At 54.0% G+C, this 21455-nt stretch carries 18 protein-coding genes; 8 read left to right on the forward strand and 10 right to left on the reverse strand.

Going from position 1 to position 21455, the window contains the following annotated elements; all coding sequences use genetic code 11:
- Nucleotides 1-308 precede the first annotated feature (308 nt).
- The 4 genes from AYR47_RS20795 to AYR47_RS32600 all read left to right on the forward strand — a co-directional run bounded on the left by AYR47_RS20795 (nucleotide 309) and on the right by AYR47_RS32600 (nucleotide 8399).
- Entirely contained in the window at nucleotides 309-6332 is a 6024-nt protein-coding gene (locus AYR47_RS20795; RefSeq protein ID WP_167351262.1) for an RHS repeat-associated core domain-containing protein, read from the forward strand.
- Between the two features lie 851 nt (nucleotides 6333-7183).
- Nucleotides 7184-7561: a hypothetical protein gene (locus AYR47_RS20805; RefSeq protein WP_156487816.1), complete on the forward strand. Its 378-nt coding sequence runs from the start codon at nucleotides 7184-7186 to the stop codon at nucleotides 7559-7561.
- Nucleotides 7562-7664: 103 nt separating this feature from the next.
- Entirely contained in the window at nucleotides 7665-8009 is a 345-nt protein-coding gene (locus AYR47_RS20810) for a hypothetical protein (protein ID WP_061436651.1), read from the forward strand.
- Between the two features lie 21 nt (nucleotides 8010-8030).
- Nucleotides 8031-8399, forward strand: a complete 369-nt coding sequence (locus tag AYR47_RS32600) for a hypothetical protein (RefSeq protein ID WP_156487817.1) — start codon at nucleotides 8031-8033, stop codon at nucleotides 8397-8399.
- A 267-nt stretch (nucleotides 8400-8666) separates the two neighbouring features.
- Here the strand turns inward: AYR47_RS32600 and AYR47_RS32605 are convergent, their stop codons facing one another.
- Together AYR47_RS32605 and AYR47_RS32260 are read right to left on the reverse strand one after the other, a co-directional pair.
- The gene (locus AYR47_RS32605; RefSeq protein ID WP_156487818.1) at nucleotides 8667-9332 is read right to left on the reverse strand and encodes a hypothetical protein; all 666 of its coding nucleotides are present in this window, start codon (nucleotides 9330-9332) and stop codon (nucleotides 8667-8669) included.
- Nucleotides 9333-9610: 278 nt separating this feature from the next.
- Nucleotides 9611-9943 carry an antibiotic biosynthesis monooxygenase family protein gene (locus AYR47_RS32260; protein ID WP_082781519.1) on the reverse strand — a complete coding sequence of 111 codons (333 nt, stop codon included), beginning with the start codon at nucleotides 9941-9943 and terminating at the stop codon, nucleotides 9611-9613.
- Here AYR47_RS32260 and AYR47_RS20825 point away from each other — a divergent pair.
- Nucleotides 9920-10348, forward strand: coding sequence for a DUF6088 family protein (locus AYR47_RS20825; protein WP_156487856.1), 429 nt, complete (start codon nucleotides 9920-9922; stop codon nucleotides 10346-10348). The genes AYR47_RS32260 and AYR47_RS20825 overlap by 24 nt on opposite strands.
- A 294-nt stretch (nucleotides 10349-10642) precedes the next feature.
- On the opposite strand, the gene AYR47_RS33010 is transcribed toward AYR47_RS20825, so the two are convergent.
- Nucleotides 10643-11095 carry a hypothetical protein gene (locus AYR47_RS33010; protein WP_061449461.1) on the reverse strand — a complete coding sequence of 151 codons (453 nt, stop codon included), beginning with the start codon at nucleotides 11093-11095 and terminating at the stop codon, nucleotides 10643-10645.
- 86 nt (nucleotides 11096-11181) lie between these two features.
- Between AYR47_RS33010 and AYR47_RS20835 the strand changes: the two genes are divergently transcribed.
- Nucleotides 11182-11481 (forward strand): helix-turn-helix domain-containing protein, encoded by a 300-nt coding sequence (locus AYR47_RS20835; protein ID WP_061436658.1) that lies wholly within the window; start codon nucleotides 11182-11184, stop codon nucleotides 11479-11481.
- A 106-nt stretch (nucleotides 11482-11587) separates the two neighbouring features.
- On the opposite strand, the gene AYR47_RS20840 is transcribed toward AYR47_RS20835, so the two are convergent.
- Nucleotides 11588-12019 (reverse strand): antitoxin Xre/MbcA/ParS toxin-binding domain-containing protein, encoded by a 432-nt coding sequence (locus tag AYR47_RS20840; protein ID WP_237142492.1) that lies wholly within the window; start codon nucleotides 12017-12019, stop codon nucleotides 11588-11590.
- Between the two features lie 580 nt (nucleotides 12020-12599).
- Between AYR47_RS20840 and AYR47_RS20845 the strand changes: the two genes are divergently transcribed.
- Nucleotides 12600-13526, forward strand: coding sequence for a carbon-nitrogen hydrolase family protein (locus tag AYR47_RS20845; RefSeq protein ID WP_061436660.1), 927 nt, complete (start codon nucleotides 12600-12602; stop codon nucleotides 13524-13526).
- A 54-nt stretch (nucleotides 13527-13580) separates the two neighbouring features.
- Here the strand turns inward: AYR47_RS20845 and AYR47_RS20850 are convergent, their stop codons facing one another.
- Both AYR47_RS20850 and AYR47_RS20855 read right to left on the reverse strand, forming a co-directional pair.
- Nucleotides 13581-14042: an LEA type 2 family protein gene (locus AYR47_RS20850; protein ID WP_016979398.1), complete on the reverse strand. Its 462-nt coding sequence runs from the start codon at nucleotides 14040-14042 to the stop codon at nucleotides 13581-13583.
- Between the two features lie 12 nt (nucleotides 14043-14054).
- Nucleotides 14055-15482: a nucleobase:cation symporter-2 family protein gene (locus AYR47_RS20855; protein WP_033900378.1), complete on the reverse strand. Its 1428-nt coding sequence runs from the start codon at nucleotides 15480-15482 to the stop codon at nucleotides 14055-14057.
- A 235-nt stretch (nucleotides 15483-15717) separates the two neighbouring features.
- On the opposite strand from AYR47_RS20855, the gene AYR47_RS20860 reads away from it, so the two are divergent.
- Nucleotides 15718-17343, forward strand: a complete 1626-nt coding sequence (locus tag AYR47_RS20860; protein WP_033900380.1) for a methyl-accepting chemotaxis protein — start codon at nucleotides 15718-15720, stop codon at nucleotides 17341-17343.
- Between the two features lie 73 nt (nucleotides 17344-17416).
- Here the strand turns inward: AYR47_RS20860 and AYR47_RS20865 are convergent, their stop codons facing one another.
- From AYR47_RS20865 to AYR47_RS20880, 4 genes are read right to left on the reverse strand one after another with little or no spacing between them, the layout of a single operon-like run.
- The gene (locus tag AYR47_RS20865; protein WP_061436662.1) at nucleotides 17417-18394 is read right to left on the reverse strand and encodes a 2-hydroxyacid dehydrogenase; all 978 of its coding nucleotides are present in this window, start codon (nucleotides 18392-18394) and stop codon (nucleotides 17417-17419) included.
- Nucleotides 18391-19683, reverse strand: a complete 1293-nt coding sequence (locus tag AYR47_RS20870) for an MFS transporter (RefSeq protein ID WP_033900386.1) — start codon at nucleotides 19681-19683, stop codon at nucleotides 18391-18393. Before AYR47_RS20870 ends, AYR47_RS20865 begins: the two co-directional genes overlap by 4 nt.
- A gap of 45 nt (nucleotides 19684-19728) precedes the next feature.
- Nucleotides 19729-20670: a sugar kinase gene (locus AYR47_RS20875; protein WP_033900388.1), complete on the reverse strand. Its 942-nt coding sequence runs from the start codon at nucleotides 20668-20670 to the stop codon at nucleotides 19729-19731.
- Complete coding sequence (locus tag AYR47_RS20880) at nucleotides 20663-21445, reverse strand: sugar phosphate isomerase/epimerase family protein (protein WP_033900390.1); 783 nt, start codon at nucleotides 21443-21445, stop codon at nucleotides 20663-20665. The genes AYR47_RS20875 and AYR47_RS20880 overlap by 8 nt, the downstream gene beginning before the upstream one ends.
- Nucleotides 21446-21455 lie beyond the last annotated feature (10 nt).

A 21455-nucleotide genomic window follows, 5' to 3' on the forward strand; every position in this document is an offset into this window, starting at 1 on the left:
GTGGCGTTCGGCATTGTTCAGTTTTTTATTGATCTCATCCACCCCGACATGGGCGGGGGCAGCCAACTACACCTATGACCCCTTAGGGCGTATCACTCAAGTCGTCTATACCGATGGTATAACGACAACCACCATCACTTATCAATATGATGCGTTGGGCAACCGCACTTCAGTGGTTACCACTCGATCTCCCTGATGTAACCGTTAACGTTAACTACCGTGTGCAGTTAATCTCTGTGCGAGCGCTATTGACAGTGGCAGCGCCAGAGCTTTTGCAGTCCGATAATATATCGGGAGGGGAGGAGTCTATGAAGTTTTTTTCGCTAAGCAAATTTTTTGCCGCGCTATGGATGGCGACGTTTGCTATTCCAGCCGTCGTCGCTGCACAGGGGAATGTGCACCTGATACCCGGAAAAACCGCCGTCAACTACGACACTCTCATTGGGGGTGTGCAGGATAAAGCCCTGAAAGGCAGGGGACCGATCGAGCTTAAACCGGCAGGGACCGCCCGTGCATTTATGGCACCGGTTTCAATTGATGAAGCAAAAGCAGTTCGCGCGACGAGAACGTTTCCTTCAAATTTAATACAAGGCGACAGTTCGAGCACCAACGGCAGTAATAAGCCAAAATCGATCAGCAGTGCGCAGCGTTCTCTTTCTTCGAGTTCTGCACCTGTTGGACCTGCGTCTATTACCGTTCTAGCGCGGGCACTGAACTACCATCCTGACAGAATTTATCAATATATTAGAAATAATATTGATTTTTACCCTGTGAATGGTGTGCAAAAAGGTGCCGTAGGTGCACTTCTGGACAACCAGGGCACAGCCTATGATCAAGCAGCGCTGATGGTTGAGTTGCTTCGTGCCTCCGGCTATAACGCTAATTATGTAGTCGGAGTTATCCATCTGACAGCAGCACAGCTTCGGGATTGGTGGGGGTTTGAGACTGATAATGTGTGTGCGGTAATCAATTTGTTAGGTCAGAGCCAAATTCCTTACGGTGACATAACTGCGACGGTTGGAGGTACTTGCCCTGGCTTGAATGCTGGATTGGCGGCGGTCTCTATTCAGCATGTGTGGGTGAAAACCAATATAGGAGGCACGGATTATGTGTTTGATCCTAGTTATAAACCACATGTTAAGAAGGTGGGGCTAGATTATTCGGCAGTCACTGGATATAACGCCGCCACTTTCTTGAGTAACGCCAAATCAGGCGCTACGATCAATGCTGATTTTGTACAGAATTTGAACCGTTCAAATATCACTAGCGGTCTAACCTCGGCGGCATCAAATTTAGCGGCTTGGCTAAGGGTGAACAAACCTACGGCGACCATGGATGATGTAATAGGTGGGTGGACGATTGAGCCTTACTTGGGGCAAACACAACGTCAGAGTTCACTTCCCTATCAGGATCCCGCATACGGTATCAGTGAAGGGACTTTTCTCGAGCCGGCTTCGAAACCGACGCTTAGATTACGTTATCAGGGCATCGATAAGACTTTTACGTCTGACGCTATTTATGGACGTCGTCTGAGTATTTCCTATAACTCAAACAATCAGCCTGAACTCAAGCTGGATGGCGTTATTCTGGCGACGGGAAGTGCTGTTGCTGTTGGCGCGGACAGCTCTATTACAATGACAATTGTGCATAATGCTTTTACAGATCCCAAAGCGAATCAGGAGTTTTCTCAAAATATAAAAGGGGGAGGGACATATATAATCAATAATGGTTGGGGGCCAACGGGGCGAGGGTTGGCGCAATTCCATCTTGCTAACTTAGAGACGCTGAGAGCTACAGGTGCTGCGGAAACAACCGAGCCTGTGTTAGGTACAAGCCTTGCCGTGCTAGGTGCACAGTGGTTGGGACAAACGCAAGAGCTGGATAGTATCAGCGGCCGTATCAGTGGCTCGCTGATGTTTCATTACCACCAAACCGGTATTGCCGGCTACTATAAGTCGTCTTATGTTGATTTGCCAGGTGGTATCGTCGCGTTGGTTAACGCGGCGGGGAACACTTTAAAGGAAAACGCTGCTTTTCGTAGCTCTGTGGGGCACTCGAGTGCATTTGAGTCGACAACCGTACAGCAAGTGACAGGTGTTAAAGCCGTGTCAACAGTGAGCCTGCTGGATAAAGCGTCGGTCGCGGGTATGAAAATTTTCAGCGCGAAAACGAGCAATTATCTCAGTCAGGTTAAGCCCAATTTAACCGGCTGTAGCGCTTATTACACTGCTTTAGAGTCAGTTATTAACCCGGGAGGGAGGGTAATATTGCCAGCTTCCTGCACCCAAATTGAGGGTGGTTGGACCGGGTTTGGCTATTTTACGTTTACCAATGCAGTGACACCCTTGATGGGAGCCATGATTAGCGGTGGGTATGCCGGGGGGTACAGCAGTTTCCCTCAATCAGTAGGGTTAATGGTTGCAAGCGCAGAAACCAACACTAAAAGCCCAAATTCTTGGACGCAGTTCTTCGGTAGCGCCTGGAGTGATCCTGTCGACATGGTTAACGGAAATTTTCTATACGAACATGCTGACATGAAAGCAGGCGTCGGAGAGTTTCCAGCCAGCTTAGGTTTGCAACGCGTCTACAGTTCAGGCTTACGCTATCGGGATGGTTCGCTGGGTAAAGGCTGGGCCCATAATTTTAATAGTAGTGTTCGCGTGGGGTCAGATGGTTACCAAGGGCTGGGCGAAGATTCTGCGCTCGATGCCGTTAACGCGTTAGTTGCAATACGGGCAACCTACGATCTATTTATGGATATCAGTGATTCTACTGAGAGTTATGTGATTTCAGCGATAAGTCAAAATTGGTTGGGTGAACAGATAGTCAATAACACCGTGGTTGTCGGGCAAGGGCTCAACGGTATGGTCTTTGTAAAACTGCCTGACGGAAGTTATAACCCTCCACCAGGGAACTCAGCGCGCCTTATTAAGAACTCGGATGGAACCTATGCGCTGGAAGAGTTGAACCGCGCGAAGAAGTGGTTTGATCTAAGTGGCAAAATTACTCGTTATGATGATCCCAGTGGTATCCAAGTCAAGTTTACCTATTCGGGAGATAATCTGGCTTTAGTGGAAAATAGTTTGGGACGAACACTAAATTTTTCTTACACCAATAATCGAATTGCTCAGGTGACTGACGGCGCTGGAGGACGCGCTATCAAGTACCTGTACGATGCCAATGGTAATTTAACGTCTTCCACTGATGCGACAAATCAAACGACGACTTTTCAATACGATCTACCGGGCCGGATGACCAAGCATTTTTCGCCAGCGGCGCCGAGCGTCGCTGTTGTGACTAACGTATATGACAGTTTTAATAGGGTCGAAACCCAGACCAACGCAAAGGGGCAGCTCTATAACTATTTATTTGCGGGCTTTCGGACGTCTGAGATAGGGCCTGATGGCGTTACGCGCGTTAACTATATTAATGGCGCTGGTAAAACGTTGCAGTTTGGAGATCCCATGAGCCGCTGGACGGTATATGAGTACGATGGCCTGCAGCGTGTTATTAGGGCGGTGGAACCTGAAGGTAACGCCACTGAATATACATATGATGATGCGACCTGTGCGTCGATAGATAAACGCTGCACTCACAACCTGAGTTCAGTAAAAAAAGTGGCAAAGCAGGGGTCGGGTGTACCAACGCAAACAATCGCGTATACCTATGAAAGCGCCTTTAATAAGGTTGCCACGGTTACGGATGCGCTCGGTAATACTACGGTGACTACATATACGTCGCAAGGTTATATTAATCAGGTAACACAACCTCAAGATAGTCTTGGTGTCGCTCCGCAAACCTCATACGGTTATAGTGTTTTCAGTCGGAGTGGCTGGAATAATTTTTACTTGCCATCGAGTCAAACTGTTAAAATTGATTCGGGCAGGTCGGTTGTCAATACGATTGTCTATAATGCGTCCAATAAGTACGTGCCCAGTGCTCGCGTGGTGGACAGTGGCTCTGGGCGGCTTAACCTTACAAGTACTCTCACTTACGATGCGGTGGGCAATCTGACGAGTGTTGATGGACCAAGGACTGACGTTGTAGACACTACTGACTTCGTATTCGATGCGGAACGACGTGGCATCACCACTATTAATGCTGTCGGCAAACAAAGTATTACTGGCTACGATGCGGAAGGTCGGATAGTGAGGGCTGCTTCACAGTTTGGCAGCCAATGGCTAGTTAAATGCAGCACATACAGTGTCACTGGAAAAGTCGTTCGTGAGTGGGGGCCTGCTTTGACAGCTGCTTCTTCGACGTGCCCGGCACAAGCTTCTCCAGTCGCGATCACTGATACGGCGTACGACAATTTGGATCGTGCAGTGACCTCAACAATTTACTTGCCGGCGAGTGAAGGGGGGAACCGCATCACCCAGACCGTCTATAATCTGGATGATACAGTGCAAAAAATTAAAAAGGCGGTAGGCACAGCACAGCTGCAAGACTATGCAACGTACACCTATAATAATAATGGAAAGCTGTTCACTAGCCAGGATGCTCGTGGTTACTTGACGGTTCGTGAGTTAGATGGTTTAGATCGATTGTTGCGATTGTATTACCCTTTGCCCGATACCGTAGGCCAGGGTAATGCGAACGACTTTGAGCAGTTTGAATACGATGCTAACGACAACGTGATCTTCCATCGGCTACGCTCGGGAGAGGTCATGGGGAACACCTGGGATAAGCTGAATAGGCTTACGTCACGTTATTATTTTGATAGCGGTGATAATGTAAATTTTGCCTACGATCTTCGAGGGCTTAAGACTCAAAGTAATTTTGCCGATTCTAGTTATAATATCAACAATGCTTGGGACAATGCTGGGCGTCTTACTTCAAGCAATGCGGGTGGCAAACTCGTCAAATACCAGTATGATGCGGCGGATAATCGTATCGCCTTGACGTGGCCGGATAATGTCTATGTCCAAAGCGCTTATGATAGTTTGAATCGACTTACGTCGATTAAGGAGAATAATGTTACTGCGCTTGTTAACTATGTGTATGACGATTTGAATCGGCGTGCCACGGTGACGCAAGGTAATGGGACTAGCACGGGATATGCTTTCGATAATCAGGGTAGGTTAAGCAGCCTGGAGCATTTTTTGGCAGGTACTGCGCAGGACGTTAAATATACCTATGCTAGGAACCAAGTGGGTGATTTAGCGCAGGTGTCGACAACTAATAATTTATATCAATGGGACGGTGCGCAGTCAGGTATTAATAGCTATACTGCTAACGGGCGTAACCAGTACCTCAGCGCGGCAGGTGTTACTCCAAGTTATGATGGTAATGCCAATTTGTCCAATGATGGTGTATTTTCTTATCAGTATGATCGTGAAAATCGACTTCGTAGCGCCACTCAGGGTAGTGTAGTCAATACGCTAAGTTATGATGCTGAAGGACGCATGCGCCGTACATCATTGGGCGGTATTCAAATTGACCTACTGTATGACGGTGAGCGCCTGATTGGCGAGTATGACAGCACGGGAACACTGCTTAAACGTTATGTTCATGGCTCAGGTGCTGACGAGGTGCTAGTCGTTTACGACGGCGCAGCCCTTACCAACAAAAATTGGCTCTATTCTGATCATCAAGGTAGCGTTGTGGCGTTGGCTAATACCACAGGTACTAGCACTTCTGTGTATGCATATGGCCCATTTGGCGAGCCGAATACTACCGCGGGTGTGCGCTTTCGCTATACCGGGCAACAGTTTCTACCTCAACTCAATCTCTATTACTATAAGGCAAGGTTCTATTCGGCAACCTTGGGGCGTTTTTTACAAACTGATCCTATAGGGTATTCCGATGATATGAACCTATACGCTTATGCCGGTAATAACGCTCTGAATTTCAATGATTCCTCGGGCTTGTTTAAATCGCAGTTGAATAATTTGTCGGCCAAACTGGGGGCGTATGGGGACTCTGCCTATAACTCCAATTTTTCACTCTCTATCGAAGCGTATCGCGTTGTCGGTGGTGGTATATCACTAAGCTGGTCTAAAGGTGCTCTTGAGGTCACGGGGAAGTTTGGATTAGGCCTGGGGGCTGGATTTACTTATGATCCAAAAGGGACCCCTTCTCTCCATACGTCGTCGTCTGGATCTGGGTATATCGCCAGGACAACGGTCGAAGGTGGCGTGGCGATAGGCGTCGGCCCTCTAGCAGCAGGCATTTCCTACAAGGGGGCGACAGGTAACGCCATCACGAACAAAGTGGGTGGTGGCTTTGGGAGCCCATCGGTCGTATTTTCTATTGATCCTAACGCAGTGAATTGGGGTGGACGTTGGGGTACTAATATCAACGTAGAATTTGGTGGATATAACCATTTTTAGGGAATGGATATGCGTAGTTTAAAACGCCCGAGATTCAAAAAATCAGGCCTCTAATTGCGATAGTGTTGATCGTCGTTATCGCAGGATTTGTGCTGAGGTACTACGAGGCAAAGGATGAGGCTAATATTGCGTTTCAAGAGTATTTACGCTCAAACCAACAGATCGCTACTCAGATAGGCAATGTCGCTTCCTTAACATTGCTGAAGCGGTTCACATATTATAAAAGTGACACTGAGCCAGGTTTTCATCAGTACCTTTACTTGGTCAAAGGCGAGCACGGGAGCATGACTGTAGAAGTCAGAAGGATCGAGGGAAGTTCACATATTGTGATCAGTGATATACAGCAGTAGCAGTGCTGTTGAGGGCAGTAAAGAAGCTGAATTAATACCTGTTATGATTCTGGATTGGCAGTAAACACAGGTCTTGGCTTGCCAACCATCTTTGAGGGGGCGGACAGATTGGACGCTATTGCTTTGCGTACCGGTCTTTGCCGGATGGGTGAGCGCGTGTTTTCGATGCCCACTCTCCCCGGAATTAGCCCGGTAGTTGAGATGGGGCGACTTGGCTCTAATTTTGTTGAGCATTGAATGACTGCTTTTGGCCGGTGACTGCCAGTCGCGAACGGCAGTCACCGGCCAAAAGCGGACCATCAGCCCTAATGGCAACTGGCAAAAATGGAGTTATGGTTCGCCTACGAAAAGAGGGACATTCAGAGCTCCTGCTTTTTAGGTTAAATTGGCCTCAATACATGAACGGCAGGAGTTGGAAGCAGTATGAAGGACTCATATAAACAGATCGTAGCCCTGAGCAAAGGATCAGTACGAACACTTCTCGACGAAAAGAAGGTTCTCATGTCCTACCTGTATAGCCAGGCGCTTACGCACTGTATAGAACATTCGGAAAAGCATGGTGATTACAGCCTTCTTGGTGCATTGGTGAACGTATTCGACGGTCGTGACTTTAAGCTGTTCGTTTCAGCATGGATCTGTGAACGCCTTGGGCTGACAAGCAAAATGGGGCCGGTGGGGGCCGTATTCGCAAGGAGCGGGAAACCTCCAAATACGCATATGAGCTTTAAGGTAAGTGTGGAAGAGTTCGCCGGAGCGAAATTTAAGGCAAAAGTACCGGTGAAGCCTGTTTCTACGAAGGAGAGGAAGGCGCCAAAGCGTGTTGATATGCTCGACTCATGGGCGCGCCTGCCGGGTAGCTTCGGGCATGGGAAGCGATGAGCCAGCAGAATTCGTTTTGCTCACTCACGCCATCCGTAACGCTTTGCCTAACGCATTCGGCGGTCCATTTTGATGCGAGAATGAACCTATTGGTGGAGAGTAGATGAGTACAACGACGGCCCTACAACTTCTAAAATCGGCGGAGCAAATACTTGAAGGTCTTCGAAGCCTTATTATTCGTGCTCGGCCCCCATTGGTTTCACCAGATCGTTTGCGGGTCAGCCTTGTACTAACCATTGCTGAGCAGTTTGAGGCAATGTTGCATTTGGCTAATGCCGATATGAGTACGCACGCAGCCACTCATGTGAGGTCAATGATCGAGGCACTCGTAGCTATGAAGATGCTTGAGACGAGTAACACCTATATTGACCAGATGCGATATGAAAAATTAAAAGGTGAGCGACGTGTCTACAAGGGGATAATTGCTGACCCTCATATTCCTGAATAATTGAAAATTTCAATAAAAGAAATGGACGATATCTGTCATTCCGAGTGTGAGGTTTTTCGTGCTGCCGGCCTCAAGCCCAAGAAAATAAGCGACGATATTGGTGCTGCCGGGTTAGGTCATTTAGTTGGACCTTATTCGAGGCTTCGTGCTTTCTCACATAACGATCTAGCCGTGCTAGCATTCCGACATCAGAATGAAACGAATATGGTCTATAAACAGGCTGATTCACCTAAGTTTGTAGAAACGATCATTTCCACCTCGTTGATGGTACTGATGGATGCAACTGATAAATTTGGCAGGCTTGCCAAATTTCCTGACAACCACTTCCATACAGTTTTTGCGGAGATGAATGCGAAGTGGGTTGATGTTCTTTCACGACGCGTGGGGTGAAGTTCTGGGTTGCGTGGTTATTTTGAATCACCCCCTAATTTCCTGGAGGCATCCGACTGGCTCCTTTTGGCTGATAAGGGGCAGCAATCGTTTCAATCATCGGCCTGGCTCATGCGTCGTTTGCGTCTGACTTGACCCTACGCATGCTCAACGAATGTGACCATCACCGAGACGGGGATAACGGGCTGATCGCGCGACTGGCCTGTCAGGCGTACGTAAGAGCGTTGATGCTGTAACCTACATGTCCGCAGAGCATCTGAAATAAAGCTAGTCTAGAAAAACTGTGCTCATGCTTTTTCTCTTTCTTGAGTTGAACAAATCAAATATGGTCTTGTTGGCCTCAATAAATCTTGTTTTCCATTGCTGAATGGTATTGTCGTTTGATTTGTGGACGTAAAAATTTATCAGGCAGTTATGAAGGTAATGGAGAGACGTTAAGTACTCGTTTATTGCATCCATCAGTTTGACGTGCTCGACGGCTGAGTCCTGGCTCAATGAAGCCCCCCAAAAGCCAAGCTCGCTATTAACGGAAGTAAGAGATTGGGAATAGAGTTTCAGTTCGTTGTTCTTATCAACTACTTTCTCTAAATTAGACTTTGCTTGAGAATCACTAGGCACCAGCATACCAGCTTCCGGGACAAGATTGAACAGCAGATTTGCTATTTGCACTGTGGTTGATTCGATCTGAACAAGTGTTGAAATATATAGCTTCTTTGTTGAGTATGCGTCTTCTCTAATCTTTTGTTTGTGCCATCCTATATATGTGACGACAGCTAGAATGAGAGCTACTACCGTAGCGACTCCGGAAAGGGCCTCAGCCCAACCTGAAGGACTTAACAAACCTTTTGCTACTAGTCCGAAAAATAAACCAGTCGCGAACGAGCACGCTATCAGGATAGGTAGGACAAAACGGCGATTCGAAATAGCGGCCATGCTTCACCAAAGATCTAGGAGTCAGATCCATTGTGGATCATCAAGTGATTGTTTGGGAGGCCTTATAGGTTTTTTGCAGGGTAGATGCGAATCGCCCGTAATTTCCCAGATGCCTTCGACTGGCTCCTTTTGGCCGGAAGCTGCCCTTCACGAAAGACAGCTTCCGGCCAGGAGCAGGCACTCACTTCCATGAGAAAGAGCCAAGCTGCAGACGGGGCAGCCCTTCTTGGCTCTGAACATGACCCGTTGGCGTTACACAGTTTTCTAGGTGGAAACGATCATTTAGTAATTCTCTCATGAGCTTGCCTGCTATCGCTCGGCGCTTGGACGCGTTCTTCAAGACTGTAATCTCGTATCACGGGAGCAGTGCGCGATGCGTAGTTACTGAAAACCTCCTTACGACCGACTAATTGGGCGGCACGATGCATCTCAAGGCCGCGCCACCGCTTGATAGCCTCTTCGTCACGCCAAAACGACAACGATAGTACCTTCCCTGGTTCACTCAGGCTTTGGAAACGCTCTACGGAGATGAAACCATCCACCTCTGTCAGCAAAGGTTTCAGTCCAGCGGCAAGGTCAAGATAACGATGCGCCCTAGGCTGAGTGAGTATACCGGTAAGAAGATTCGAGCTAGCCCGATATCAGTCATGGAAATGGTTGCAAGGGCCATAGGCGAGACAATCCAGGTTCATGGAGTAGAAGCTGCACGTAGACTGGGAATCAGCACCCAGATGCAGGTTCTACCGACTTACTACACCAGCGGGTCGACACGAGAAATCAAAATAGGCAACGCGGTAGTTCGGTTGCGTCATTCGTCTTGGCAACGACTCCAGCAAGCAGGGACGCCAGTAGGCTTAGCCTTGATTGCGCTGCTGTATCTCGGGAAAGAAGGCGTGAATGAGCAAGCCATCAGTAAGGTCCTCAGCTCGCTTAGCGCCGAGGAATTGAGCAAGCTCATGGCTTGTAAGATGCCCATGTGGGCTCGAAAGGCATTGGCCTGTTTTGCTCAGGAATGATTAGCTAGCGTGTGCAGGTGTTATAAATCGCTCCGGGTTTCATAGACACCTCTTTGCCATAAAGTATCTCGTGCGTATGGGGTTCAACAAAAACCGATGATTCATGTTGCCGGACGCCATGTGAGCCGTTAAATCCCTGGCGATCTTGGGTGACGCATCCGAATATCCCTAAGGGGAGGCTGATCGCCAAGAGGTCTTGGAGCGGGCGCATTCAAGGCACACAATATCAAGCATGGTTTCGTCGCTGAATCAGAGTTACAGAGTCCCGCCAGCCGCAGCCCGTACGTGAAGGCCTTACCTTTTTAGGTCTCGCTCATCAGAAAATAAAATTTCATACGGTTTCAGATGCAAGTCAGCATCGCTCCTCAGTGAATAATTCATTCCGTTTTCGACCTGATAGACGATGAAGCGCGAGCCATCTCGTGGGTCAGCAGCGATCCTCACCATAGTAAGTGGTTCCATGAGCCACGTAGATTGGCCATTCACGTGAGGAGGCGTTACTAGATGAACCTGCTCGACCCGCACACGGTTCGATTGGGCATCGATGAACTGTTTCAGCTCGTGAGCGTGGTAGATCATAAGCATGCTGGCATAGTTCTCCCGGCCGGACCTGCGGCTTACCTGAAGATATATCCAAGGGAGCAGCAACTCTTGCTCAACGAAACTCCAAACCTTCTGGACGGTGTGTGATTTTTTGGTGTCGGGCGCGTCGAAGGTGATCTCTGCCCCTGGGTAAGTAGTAAACATGGCACGCCCCTCAAAAATGAACACTATAGATTGTAGCTCTATAGGACTCCATAGCGCCTCATCGTTCCTTTTGCGAGATCAGCAAATTGGAACTCAACATTGCGTTCGGCTTGGCGCTGAAACAGATTCGAAACGGCAGAAATCTCACCCAGGAAGATTTCGCTATGGTGAGCAGCCGCACATATCTGAGCACGCTGGAGCGCGGCCTTAAGAGCCCAACCCTTGAGAAAATTGATCAGATTGCAGGGGTTTTGGGCGTCCACCCGCTGACAATTCTTTTGGCCACGTACGCTGACAAAGAGAGTCCCGATAACGTCGAGCTTCTGCTTCAAAAAATTGGGGACGAGACGAGAACTCTCACACTAGTTAGCCGAGCAAAAGATTAGAGGGGGAGGGGGGCATTAGTTATGCGACACCACGCCATCCCGCACTCGGACGCCACCGACGCGCTCAAGTGAGCCGAGTTTCTCGCATAACGCACAGTGCGTCGGTTCATTGGTAAATCCCCAGAGCGACTCGCTCTAGATAGTCCTCAACTACTTTAAACCCCAGCGGGTTGTCGACCATATCAAGAGGGACATTGCCTGCTAAGTTCCTGCAGGGCTTTTCAAGCCATTCTTCAGCGAGCTGCAAATTGCCAAAGACGGTCGTTGCGTGGTCGAGAACTCTGGCGAACTGAAAGGCCACAGCGCTCTGGGAAGCACTAAGCCGAGAAGCTACCTCATTTTTTTCCCAATGTTTTTCTCCGACGGACGCTCCGTAGATTCGCTCAATAATCTCTGATGACGAGTAAAGCCTAGAAATCGAGACCATGGCCCGGACATCTTGCAGCGTGAAACCGTCCTTCGCGAGCATGAAAATCCGGAGATCGCTTAGCTGATCAATTCTGTTTTGAGTAAGATAATCTGTTGCCTTGGCAGACATAAGAGGTGATTTAGGCATTTGAGGCCGACTAGAAACCATAAGGATCACTCTGAATCGGGGGTGGACCTATCAAGGCTAGCTCGATTATGTACTGAATGGGATGCATGCGTGCAATCTAGAAGAAACATACATCCGACAGCGTAGCTTCAAACTGGGAGCTGCAACGCTCAGCGGCATTTCGCCTGCCGGGAGAAATGGAAAAGGAAGCGTGCAGAACCAATCACCAGAGTCACGAATTTGAACAAATTTTTACCCCCACAGTTTCAAATTTTCGAACACAAAGGCAGCAATAGGGATATTCAGACTCGGAAAGTTTCAAAATCGCGCAGTCGCAGGACTCTCAACAGACGCCACCCGCACATTCAACTGAAGTCTAACGATTAAATATCCGCCATTTACGTCGCTATCTACGATTAGTACATCAATTGTGTCCCTTCATGGCTAGAAGTCTACGAAAAGCGTCGGTAGCAGGTGTTTAGAGGTTCCAAAATGGCCAAAAAGTCCAAAAAATCTGTCGGTGCGGGATTCATGATCGAGGCTGGCGGGAGAATGGGCAACCCCTGACTTTGGAGTGATCGTGATGCCTGTTTCTACCGTGGCTGCGTTGCAAATCGGTTCCTTGCCCGGCGGCAAGGCTGAAACCCTGGCGCAAATACTGGGTTATGAAGACGAAATTGCCCGTAGCGGTGCGCAATTGGTGGTCATGCCGGAGGCGTTGCTCGGTGGCTATCCCAAGGGCGAAGGGTTCGGCACGCAATTGGGTTACCGCCTGCCGGAAGGGCGTGAAGCCTTTGCCCGCTATTTTGCCAATGCTATCGATGTGCCAGGCCCTGAAACACAGGCGCTGGCCGGGCTGTCGGCACGCACCGGCGCCAGCCTGGTTCTGGGTGTGATCGAGCGCAGCGGTAGCACGCTGTATTGCACCGTGCTGTATTTCGAACCGACGGTTGGGCTGGTGGCCAAGCACCGCAAATTAATGCCGACCGGTACCGAACGGCTGATCTGGGGCAAGGGCGACGGCTCGACCCTGCCGGTGATCGATACGGCTGTGGGACGTGTCGGCGGCGCGGTGTGCTGGGAAAACATGATGCCGTTGCTGCGCACGGCGATGTACGCCAAGGGCGTGGAGGTGTGGTGCGCGCCGACGGTTGATGAGCGCGAGATGTGGCAGGTGAGCATGCGCCATGTGGCCCATGAAGGGCGCTGTTTTGTGGTGAGTGCGTGCCAGGTGCAGGCGTCGCCCGAGGCGTTGGGCATCGAGGTTGCCAACTGGCCGGCTGAGCGACCGTTGATCGCAGGGGGCAGTGTGATCGTCGGCCCCATGGGCGACATTCTGGCGGGGCCGTTGCTGGGGGAAGTCGGGCTGCTGACGGCGCAAATCAACACGGAGGATTTGGTGCGTGCGCGGTATGACTATGACGTGGTGGGGCATTACGCCCGGCCGGATGTATTCGAGTTGGTGGTGGATGAGCGTGCCAGGCCAGGCGTGCGCTACATCACCGACTAAAACACTACTGTGGCTCGCCACAACCACAGGTCAGCAATGTTAGTTGCATGGCGTTTACCAGGTAGCGGTATTCGGCAGGTCCAGTGTGCCACGGTCGACAAAACGCATCGTGCCAAACAGCCCACCGGCCAGCTTGCCCCGCAGCACATAGGGCAGATTGTTCAAACTCTGGGTCTGGCTCAGGCCCAGGGTCTGGCGCAACACCGAAAACGCCGAAACACTCACCGGCACCATCAGAACGGTCTCGGAAAAGCGAGGGATGGAACCGCGTTGATCACTCACCCCCGACGCCAGCGGCCGGCCATTGACCTCCAGGTCCAGGGCGACGCCGTTGTAGTCGATCGCCGTTTCATTGGGGTTCTGTACCCGCAGTTTCACGGCGAAACGCACTTCCAGGTCCTGGCTTTGCAGGGGCTCGATGCCCACCACGTTGATGTTTACCGGGTCGCGGTTGGGGAACAGCGCGCAGGCGCTCAGGGTCAGCAGCAACAGCGATAGAACCATGAGCTTGCGCATATAACAGTGCTCCTATTTCGTGACGTCCGGGTCCTGCATCACTTTGAGGGTCGAGGACTCCGGATCAAATTCATCTTCTTCCAGCTCTATGAACTCTTCCGGCAGGAAAATGTTCAGCAGGATTGCACAGAAAGCCCCCACGGTGATCGGCGACTCGAAGATGTTGTGCAGCGCCTTGGGCAGGTCGCGCAGCACTTCCGGCACGGCGGCAACGCCCAGGCCCATGCCCAGGGAGATCGCCACGATCAGCACGTTGCGTCGATGCAGGCCGGCTTCGGCGAGGATCTTGATGCCTGCGACGGCCACGGTGCCGAACATGATCAGGGTCGCGCCACCCAGTACCGGCTTGGGCATCAGTTGCAACACCGCGCCGATCATCGGGAACAACCCCAGCAGCACCAAGAGGCCTGCGATGAAGTACGCCACGTAGCGGCTGGCCACGCCGGTCAACTGGATCACGCCGTTGTTCTGGGCAAAAGTCACCATTGGCAGGCTGTTGAAAGTGGCCGCCATCGCTGAGTTGAGGCCGTCGGCGAGCAGGCCCGACTTGATGCGCTTGATATACAGCGGGCCCTTGACCGGCTGCTGGGAAATCATCGAGTTGGCGGTCAAGTCACCGGCCGCTTCCAACGGCGAAATCAGGAAGATCACCGCCACCGGGATAAACGCCACCCAGTCGAACGAAAACCCGTATTTGAACGGCACCGGCACGCTGATCAACGGCACGTGCGGCAACGCCGCCATGTCTACGCGGCCGATCATCCAGGCCACCACAAAGCCCAGGGTCAAGCCGATGACGATGGAGCCCAGGCGCAGGAAAGGGTTGCTGAAGCGGTTGAGGACGACGATGGTCAGCAGCACCAAGGCCGCGAGGCCCATGTTGGCGGCCGCGCCGAGGTCCTGGGCGCCATAGCCGCCGGCCATGTCGGTGACCGCGACCTTGATCAGTGACAAGCCCATCAGGGTAATGATGGTGCCGGTGACCACCGGGGTGATCAGCATGCGCAGCTTGCCGATGAACTGGCTCAGCACCACCTCGATAAACGCGGCGAAAAAGCAGATACCAAAGATCGTCGAGAGAATCTCATCGGTGCCGCCACCACGCGCCTTGACCATGAAACCCGCGCTGAGGATCACGCTGATAAACGAAAAACTGGTGCCCTGCAGGCACAACAGCCCGGAACCGATCGGGCCGAACTTGCGTGCCTGCACAAAGGTGCCGAGCCCCGACACAAACAGCGCCATGCTCACCAGATACGGCACTTCGCTTTCCAGGCCCAGCACGCCGCCGACGATCAGCGTGGGCGTGATGATCCCGACAAAACTCGCCAGCACATGCTGCAGCGCGGCAAAAATCGCGGCGGTGAAGTGGGGGCGGTCTTCCAGGCCGTAGATCAGGTCGGATTTATAGCGCGGGCGGGGGGCTTGAGCGTCAGACAAAATACGGGCTCGGGTCAGAAAATGGAGGCGCAGGATGCCAGAAACTGCCGGTCGTCAGAAGTGTAAAAAAATATTTATGGAGGACCTGTGGGAAACCCCAGGCCCTGCCGATATCGAGGATAGGCCCACATACCAACGATAACAGTGGTGACCAAAGGTCAGAACGGCGCGTTGACGCCGACTGATCGTTTCGCGGCAGGGACGCTCGCAAACACTACTTCTGAGAGCTCCCCCTATGTCCCTCCGTCAACTGAATATTGCCCCACGAGCGTTTCTCGGTTTCGCGTTCATTGCATTGTTAGTGATTCTATTGGGGGTGTTTGCGGTCAACCGTATGACGCAGATCCGGCAGTCTTCGGTGGACATGAGTGCCAACCAGGTGCCCAGCGTGACGTCGCTGGGCGTTATCACGGAAAACGTACTGCGCCTGCGTATCCTGTCGTTCCGTGTGTTGATCAACCGTGAGCCTGCCAGCCTGCAAGAAGCCGAAACGCGCATGGGCGTGCTCGCCGACAAGGTCAAGACGGCCCAGGCCACGTACGCTGCGCTGCCGGCCGGCCCGGAGGAGACTGCGCTTTACAAGACGTTTGTGGTCACCCTGGACAACTACTTCAAGGCTCAGGCCGACATGCTGGCACTGTCCAGGCAGGGCAACCTGGATGGCATGCGTGCCTTGATCAACACGCGCATCAAGGACGGCACTGACCAGATGGGCGAGCAGTTGAATAAGCTCATCGCCATCAACGCGGCGGATGCCAAGACCGCCGACGCTGAAGCCGGGCAAAGTTACGACGGCGCCATCACGGGCGTGATTGCGGTCTCTGTCGCTGCCGCGCTGCTGACCGTGCTGTTGGCGTGGTTGTTGACGCGCAGCATCGTCACGCCGCTGCGCAAAGCCGTGGAAGTCGCAGAAACCATCGCCAGCGGTAACCTGAGCAAAACTATCGAAGACGACGGCAAGGACGAACCCGCCCGCCTGCTCGGCGCCCTGGCCGCGATGCAGGCCAACCTGCGCCAGACCATCCAGCACATCGCCGGCTCCGCGACGCAGCTGGCTTCGGCGGCGGAAGAGTTAAGCGCGGTCACCGAAGAAGCTTCCAAAGGCTTGCAACAACAGAACAACGAAATCGACCAGGCCGCTACGGCGGTCAACGAGATGACGGCGGCGGTGGAAGAAGTGGCGCGCAACGCGGTCTCCACCTCTGAGGCCTCGACCCAGTCCAACCAGGCCGCCCGCGAAGGCCGCGACCGCGTGGTGGAAACCGTCGGTGCGATTCAGACCATGACGCAGGACGTACAAAACACCGCCGCGATGATCGAAGGCCTGGCCACCCAAGGCCGCGATATCGGCAAAGTGCTGGACGTGATTCGCGCGATTGCCGAACAGACCAACCTGCTGGCGCTCAACGCCGCCATCGAGGCGGCGCGTGCCGGTGAAGCCGGGCGTGGCTTTGCGGTGGTGGCCGATGAGGTGCGTGCGCTGGCCCATCGCACCGCGCAGTCGACCCAGGAGATCGAGAAAATGGTCGCCGGCATCCAGAACGGCACCGGTGAAGCCGTGCAATCGATGCAGCAGAGCAACCAGCGCACCCAGGACACCCTGGAAATGGCCCGCGCCGCCGGGGTAGCCCTGGAGCAGATCACCCAATCCATCAGCCTGATCAACGAACGCAACCTCGTCATCGCCAGCGCCTCGGAAGAACAGGCCCAAGTCTCCCGCGAAGTGGACCGCAACCTCGTCAACATCCGCGACCTGGCGACCCAGTCGGCGGCGGGTGCCAACCAGACCAGCGCGGCCAGCCATGAACTGTCGCGCCTGGCGGTGGATTTGAATGGGATGGTGGCGCGGTTCGTTATCTGAATGCGTCAGGAACCTGCACTTTGTGGTGAGCGGGCTTGCCCCGCGCGAGGCAAGCTCGCTCACCACAGTAGAATCAGTGTTTCCAGGCGGCCGCATTCACCAAGTTTTTTGGTCGCTCACCTGCCAACGCCTGCAACAGATTATCCACCGCACATTTGGCCATGGCCTCCCGCGTCTCATGGGTGGCCGAACCGATATGCGGCGTCGCGACGACATTGTTCAAACGCAACAACGGCGAGCCGTGATCCAGCGGCTCCTTCTCAAACACATCCAACCCCGCCGCCCGAATGGTGCGTTGTTGCAGCGCTTCCACCAGCGCTGCTTCATCCACCACTTTGCCCCGCGAAATGTTGATGAAGATCGTCTCCGGCCCCATCAGCGCGAACTGTTCGGCGCCAATCAATTTCTCGGTTTCAGCGGTGAGCGGCAAGGTCAGGCAAACAAAGTCGGCCTGTTGCAGCAAGTCGTTCAGGCTGCGGAATTGTGCACCAAAACGCGCTTCCACTGCCGGCTTGGGCGAATGGCTGTGATAGATCACCGGCATGCCAAAGCCAAAATGCCCACGCTGGGCCAGCGCTTCGCCAATGCGGCCCATGCCGATGATGCCCAGGGTCTTGCCATGCACGTCGCTGCCGAAATGCGCCGGGCCGATGTTTTTGTTCCACTGGCCGGCACGCACCATGTCGGCCAGTTCCACCACACGCCGCGCGGTGGCGAGGATCAGCGCAAAACCGGTGTCGGCGGTGGTTTCAGTGAGTACGTCGGGGGTGTTGCTGAGCAGGATACCGCGCGCGGTCAGGTAGTCGATGTCATAGTTGTCGACGCCAACCGACACGCTGGCCACGGCTTGCAACTGCGGCGCCAGGTCGAGCAGCTTGGCGTCCAGGCGCAGGCTGGCGCCCAGCAGGCCGTGGGCGCCGGGCAGGGCGTCGCGCAGCTTGGCCACGCCAGTATCGTCGAGTGCTTCGATCAGCGTGACATCGGCCTGTTCATGCAGGCGGGCCATCAGCGGCGCAGAGAGTTTCTTGTACAACACGACAGACTTTTTCATGCGGTCTTTACCTTCAATTCCAGGTGGGGCACCGGCGTGCGATCACTTGCGCCGGGCTTGAGAAAAATCGTCAGCACCACTGACAGCAGCAACGCGCCGCTCATCAGCAAGTACGAAGCGCCGGGCGAACCGGTGCTGCTATTGAGGTAGCCCACCAGGTACGAGCCGCCGAATGAACCCAGGGCGCCCATGCTGTTTATCAGCGCCATGGCACCCCCGGCGACGTTGGCCGGTAGGATCTCCGGGACAATCGCAAAAAACGGACCGTAGGGCGCGTACATGCAGGCCCCGGCGATCACCAGTAAGGTGTAGGACCACCAGAAGTGTTCGGCACCGAGCATGTAGGACGCATAGAAAGCAATCGAGGCAATCAGCAACGGCGGCCACACGAAACGTTTGCGCTTTTGCAGCTTGTCCGAGCCCCAGGACACCACCAGCATGCCAATCACCGCCGCCAGGTAGGGCAGCGCCGACAACCAGCCGGCCTCGACCATGTCCATCTGCAAGCCTTGCTTGAGGATCGACGGCAGCCACAGCACAAAGCCGTACACGCCAATGCTCCAGCAGAAAAATTGCAGGGCCAGGATGATCACTTTGGGCGAACGGAACGCCTCGGCGTAGTTCTTCACCGCCTTGATCCCGACTTGCTCGGCGGCCAGCGCGGTTTCCAGATCCTGTTTCTCGGAGTCGCTCAGCCACTTGGCATCCTTTGGACGCTCATCGGCCAGCTTCCACCAGATAAACGCCCACAGCACCGCCGGCAGGCCTTCGATGATAAACATCCAGCGCCAGCTGAAATGCTGCACCAGGTAGCCCGACACCACCGACATCCACAGCATGGTCACCGGGTTGCCGAGGATCAGGAAGGTATTGGCGCGCGAGCGTTCGGCACGGGTGAACCAGTGGCACAGGTACACCAGCATCGCCGGCATCACGGCGGCTTCGACCACGCCGAGCATGAAGCGGATCACGATCAGCATGTAGGCGTTGGACACCACGCCGGTCAGGGTGGCGAGGCCGCCCCACAGGATCAGGCTGACGAAAATCAGCTTCTTGACGCTGCGCTTTTGCGCGTAGATCGCCCCCGGCACCTGGAAGAAAAAGTAACCGAGGAAAAACAGCGCGCCCAGCAATGACGACATGCCGGGGGTGATCATCAGGTCTTCGGCCATCCCGGAGGCAGCGGCGAAGCCGTAGTTGGCGCGGTCCAGGTACGCCAGGCTGTAGGTGATAAAAACGATGGGCATGATGTACCACCAACGGCGGGTGGCGAGTTTCACGGTGTCCATGGGGTTGCTCCTGAGCTTGTTGTAGTTGTGGCAACAGGTAGTGGGTTAGGCAACGGATCGAATGGGTAACTCTGAGCGGGCGGGCAGGCCTTCCATGTCGCCACGGCTTTGCACGGCGCGGCTGCCGATCCAGTTGCCGCGCTGTACCGCCTCGGGAAAGCTGAGGTTTTCCAGCAGGGCGCTGATCATGCCCACGGCAAAACCGTCACCGGCTCCGACCGTGTCCACGACTTTGTCCACGCGCACGGCGGCAACAAAGCCCTGGTCCAGGTGAGTGCGGTAGTAGGCGCCGTCCGGGCCGAGCTTGATTGCCACGGCTTCGGCGCCCTGGTCCAGATAGAACGCGGCAATATCGGCCGGGTCATCGAAACCGGTGAGCAGACGGCCTTCGCCCAGGCCCGGCAGAACCCAATCGGCGAGCCCTGCGAGGGCGTTGATTTCGCGGATCATCGTCTGTTGGTTGGCCCACAACGACGGGCGCAGGTTGGGGTCGAACGACACGCTGCGCCCAGCTTTGCGCATTTGCGTCATCAGCTCGACGGACAACTCGCGTGTGGCCTCGGACAACGCGGGCGGAATCCCGGTGGCATGCAGATGGCGGGCTTGCAGCAACGCAGGACTGATGGCCGCGATGGACAAGTGACTGGCCGCCGAGCCCTTGCGGAAGTACTCCACCTGGGGATCATCACCGGCTTCTTCGCGGGACTTGAATTGAAAACCGGTGGGATGCAGCGGGTCGACCGCCACATGCCGGCAATCCAGGCCTTCCTGGGTCAAGGTGTCGACCACAAAGCGCCCGAGGGAATCGTTGCCCACCCGACTCAACCACGCCACGTTGAAGCCCAGGCGCGATAGGCCGATGGCGACGTTACTGTCGGCCCCCGCGATGCGTTTATGGAACTGAGCCACCTGGGCCAAGTCGCCGGTTTGCTCGGCGACAAACATCGCCATGGTTTCACCAAACGAGAGGATATCGATCTCAGACATGAGCGTGCTCCGCATGAGGTTGGCCCAGCAGGGCGAGGGCGGTGACCTGCTGGGCGGTGATTGCGACCAGGTCATCGCCTTGCAGCGGAAATTCCACGGCCCGGCTAATACCTGGAGTCATGTGCTTGAGCAGTTGTTCCCACAAATGCAGGTCGGTGGCGCCAGGCGGCAGGGCGACCAGCTTGCCATCGGCGCGCCGGGCCACGGCCTTGCAGTGCAGGTAATCCACATGCCGGCCCAGCAGGCGTGCGGCGGTGAGGGCGGACTGGTCCTGCCACTGCCAGTTGCCGATATCGAAGGTCATCTTGACCGGCAGGCCCAGGCGTTCCACTTCGGTGAAGAAACGCTGTATCGGTTCGATGCGGCCGCCATGCAGGGTCTGATCGTTCTCTACCAGCAGCCGAACCGAGTGGCGGTTGAGCAGGGCGTGCAGGCTTTCCAGGTCGTTGGTGTCGGTGAAGTAACCGAGGGAGACTTTCAGCCAGCGTGAACCGAACGCCTGCGCCCTATCCAGGGTGGCCGCGAGTTCAGCATTCGCTTGGGCGCGGCCGGCGACCCACAGTTCCAGGGGCGATGAGAACACCGATTCCAGGTGCTGTTGCGCCGCGGCCTGGGCCAGTTCGGTGGGCTGTTCGTCGGTTAAAAGCTCTTCGCGCCATTCGATGCGCTGGGCGCCGGCGGCGGCTAGGACCTTGACGAAACTCAATTGCCCCTGCTGGCGTACCAAGTCGGCGCCGTAGCTGGAAAGGCTGATGGAGACGGGGTATTTATGCATTGTTGTTTAC

The sequence above is a fragment of the Pseudomonas azotoformans genome (assembly GCF_001579805.1).
Classification (GTDB): Bacteria; Pseudomonadota; Gammaproteobacteria; order Pseudomonadales; family Pseudomonadaceae; genus Aquipseudomonas; species Aquipseudomonas azotoformans_A.

What these genes read in the sequence shown, in the direction of transcription:
- AYR47_RS20795 (WP_167351262.1), top strand. Translation starts at nt 309, where the DNA reads ATGAAGTTTTTTTCGCTAAGCAAATTTTTTGCCGCGCTATGGATGGCG.
- AYR47_RS20805 (WP_156487816.1), top strand. Translation starts at nt 7,184, where the DNA reads ATGTCCTACCTGTATAGCCAGGCGCTTACGCACTGTATAGAACATTCG.
- AYR47_RS20810 (WP_061436651.1), top strand. Translation starts at nt 7,665, where the DNA reads ATGAGTACAACGACGGCCCTACAACTTCTAAAATCGGCGGAGCAAATA.
- AYR47_RS32600 (WP_156487817.1), top strand. Translation starts at nt 8,031, where the DNA reads ATGGACGATATCTGTCATTCCGAGTGTGAGGTTTTTCGTGCTGCCGGC.
- AYR47_RS32605 (WP_156487818.1), bottom strand. Translation starts at nt 9,332, where the DNA reads ATGGCCGCTATTTCGAATCGCCGTTTTGTCCTACCTATCCTGATAGCG.
- AYR47_RS20825 (WP_156487856.1), top strand. Translation starts at nt 9,920, where the DNA reads ATGCGCCCTAGGCTGAGTGAGTATACCGGTAAGAAGATTCGAGCTAGC.
- AYR47_RS33010 (WP_061449461.1), bottom strand. Translation starts at nt 11,095, where the DNA reads ATGTTTACTACTTACCCAGGGGCAGAGATCACCTTCGACGCGCCCGAC.
- AYR47_RS20840 (WP_237142492.1), bottom strand. Translation starts at nt 12,019, where the DNA reads ATGTCTGCCAAGGCAACAGATTATCTTACTCAAAACAGAATTGATCAG.
- AYR47_RS20845 (WP_061436660.1), top strand. Translation starts at nt 12,600, where the DNA reads ATGCCTGTTTCTACCGTGGCTGCGTTGCAAATCGGTTCCTTGCCCGGC.
- AYR47_RS20850 (WP_016979398.1), bottom strand. Translation starts at nt 14,042, where the DNA reads ATGCGCAAGCTCATGGTTCTATCGCTGTTGCTGCTGACCCTGAGCGCC.
- AYR47_RS20860 (WP_033900380.1), top strand. Translation starts at nt 15,718, where the DNA reads ATGTCCCTCCGTCAACTGAATATTGCCCCACGAGCGTTTCTCGGTTTC.
- AYR47_RS20865 (WP_061436662.1), bottom strand. Translation starts at nt 18,394, where the DNA reads ATGAAAAAGTCTGTCGTGTTGTACAAGAAACTCTCTGCGCCGCTGATG.
- AYR47_RS20870 (WP_033900386.1), bottom strand. Translation starts at nt 19,683, where the DNA reads ATGGACACCGTGAAACTCGCCACCCGCCGTTGGTGGTACATCATGCCC.
- AYR47_RS20875 (WP_033900388.1), bottom strand. Translation starts at nt 20,670, where the DNA reads ATGTCTGAGATCGATATCCTCTCGTTTGGTGAAACCATGGCGATGTTT.
- AYR47_RS20880 (WP_033900390.1), bottom strand. Translation starts at nt 21,445, where the DNA reads ATGCATAAATACCCCGTCTCCATCAGCCTTTCCAGCTACGGCGCCGAC.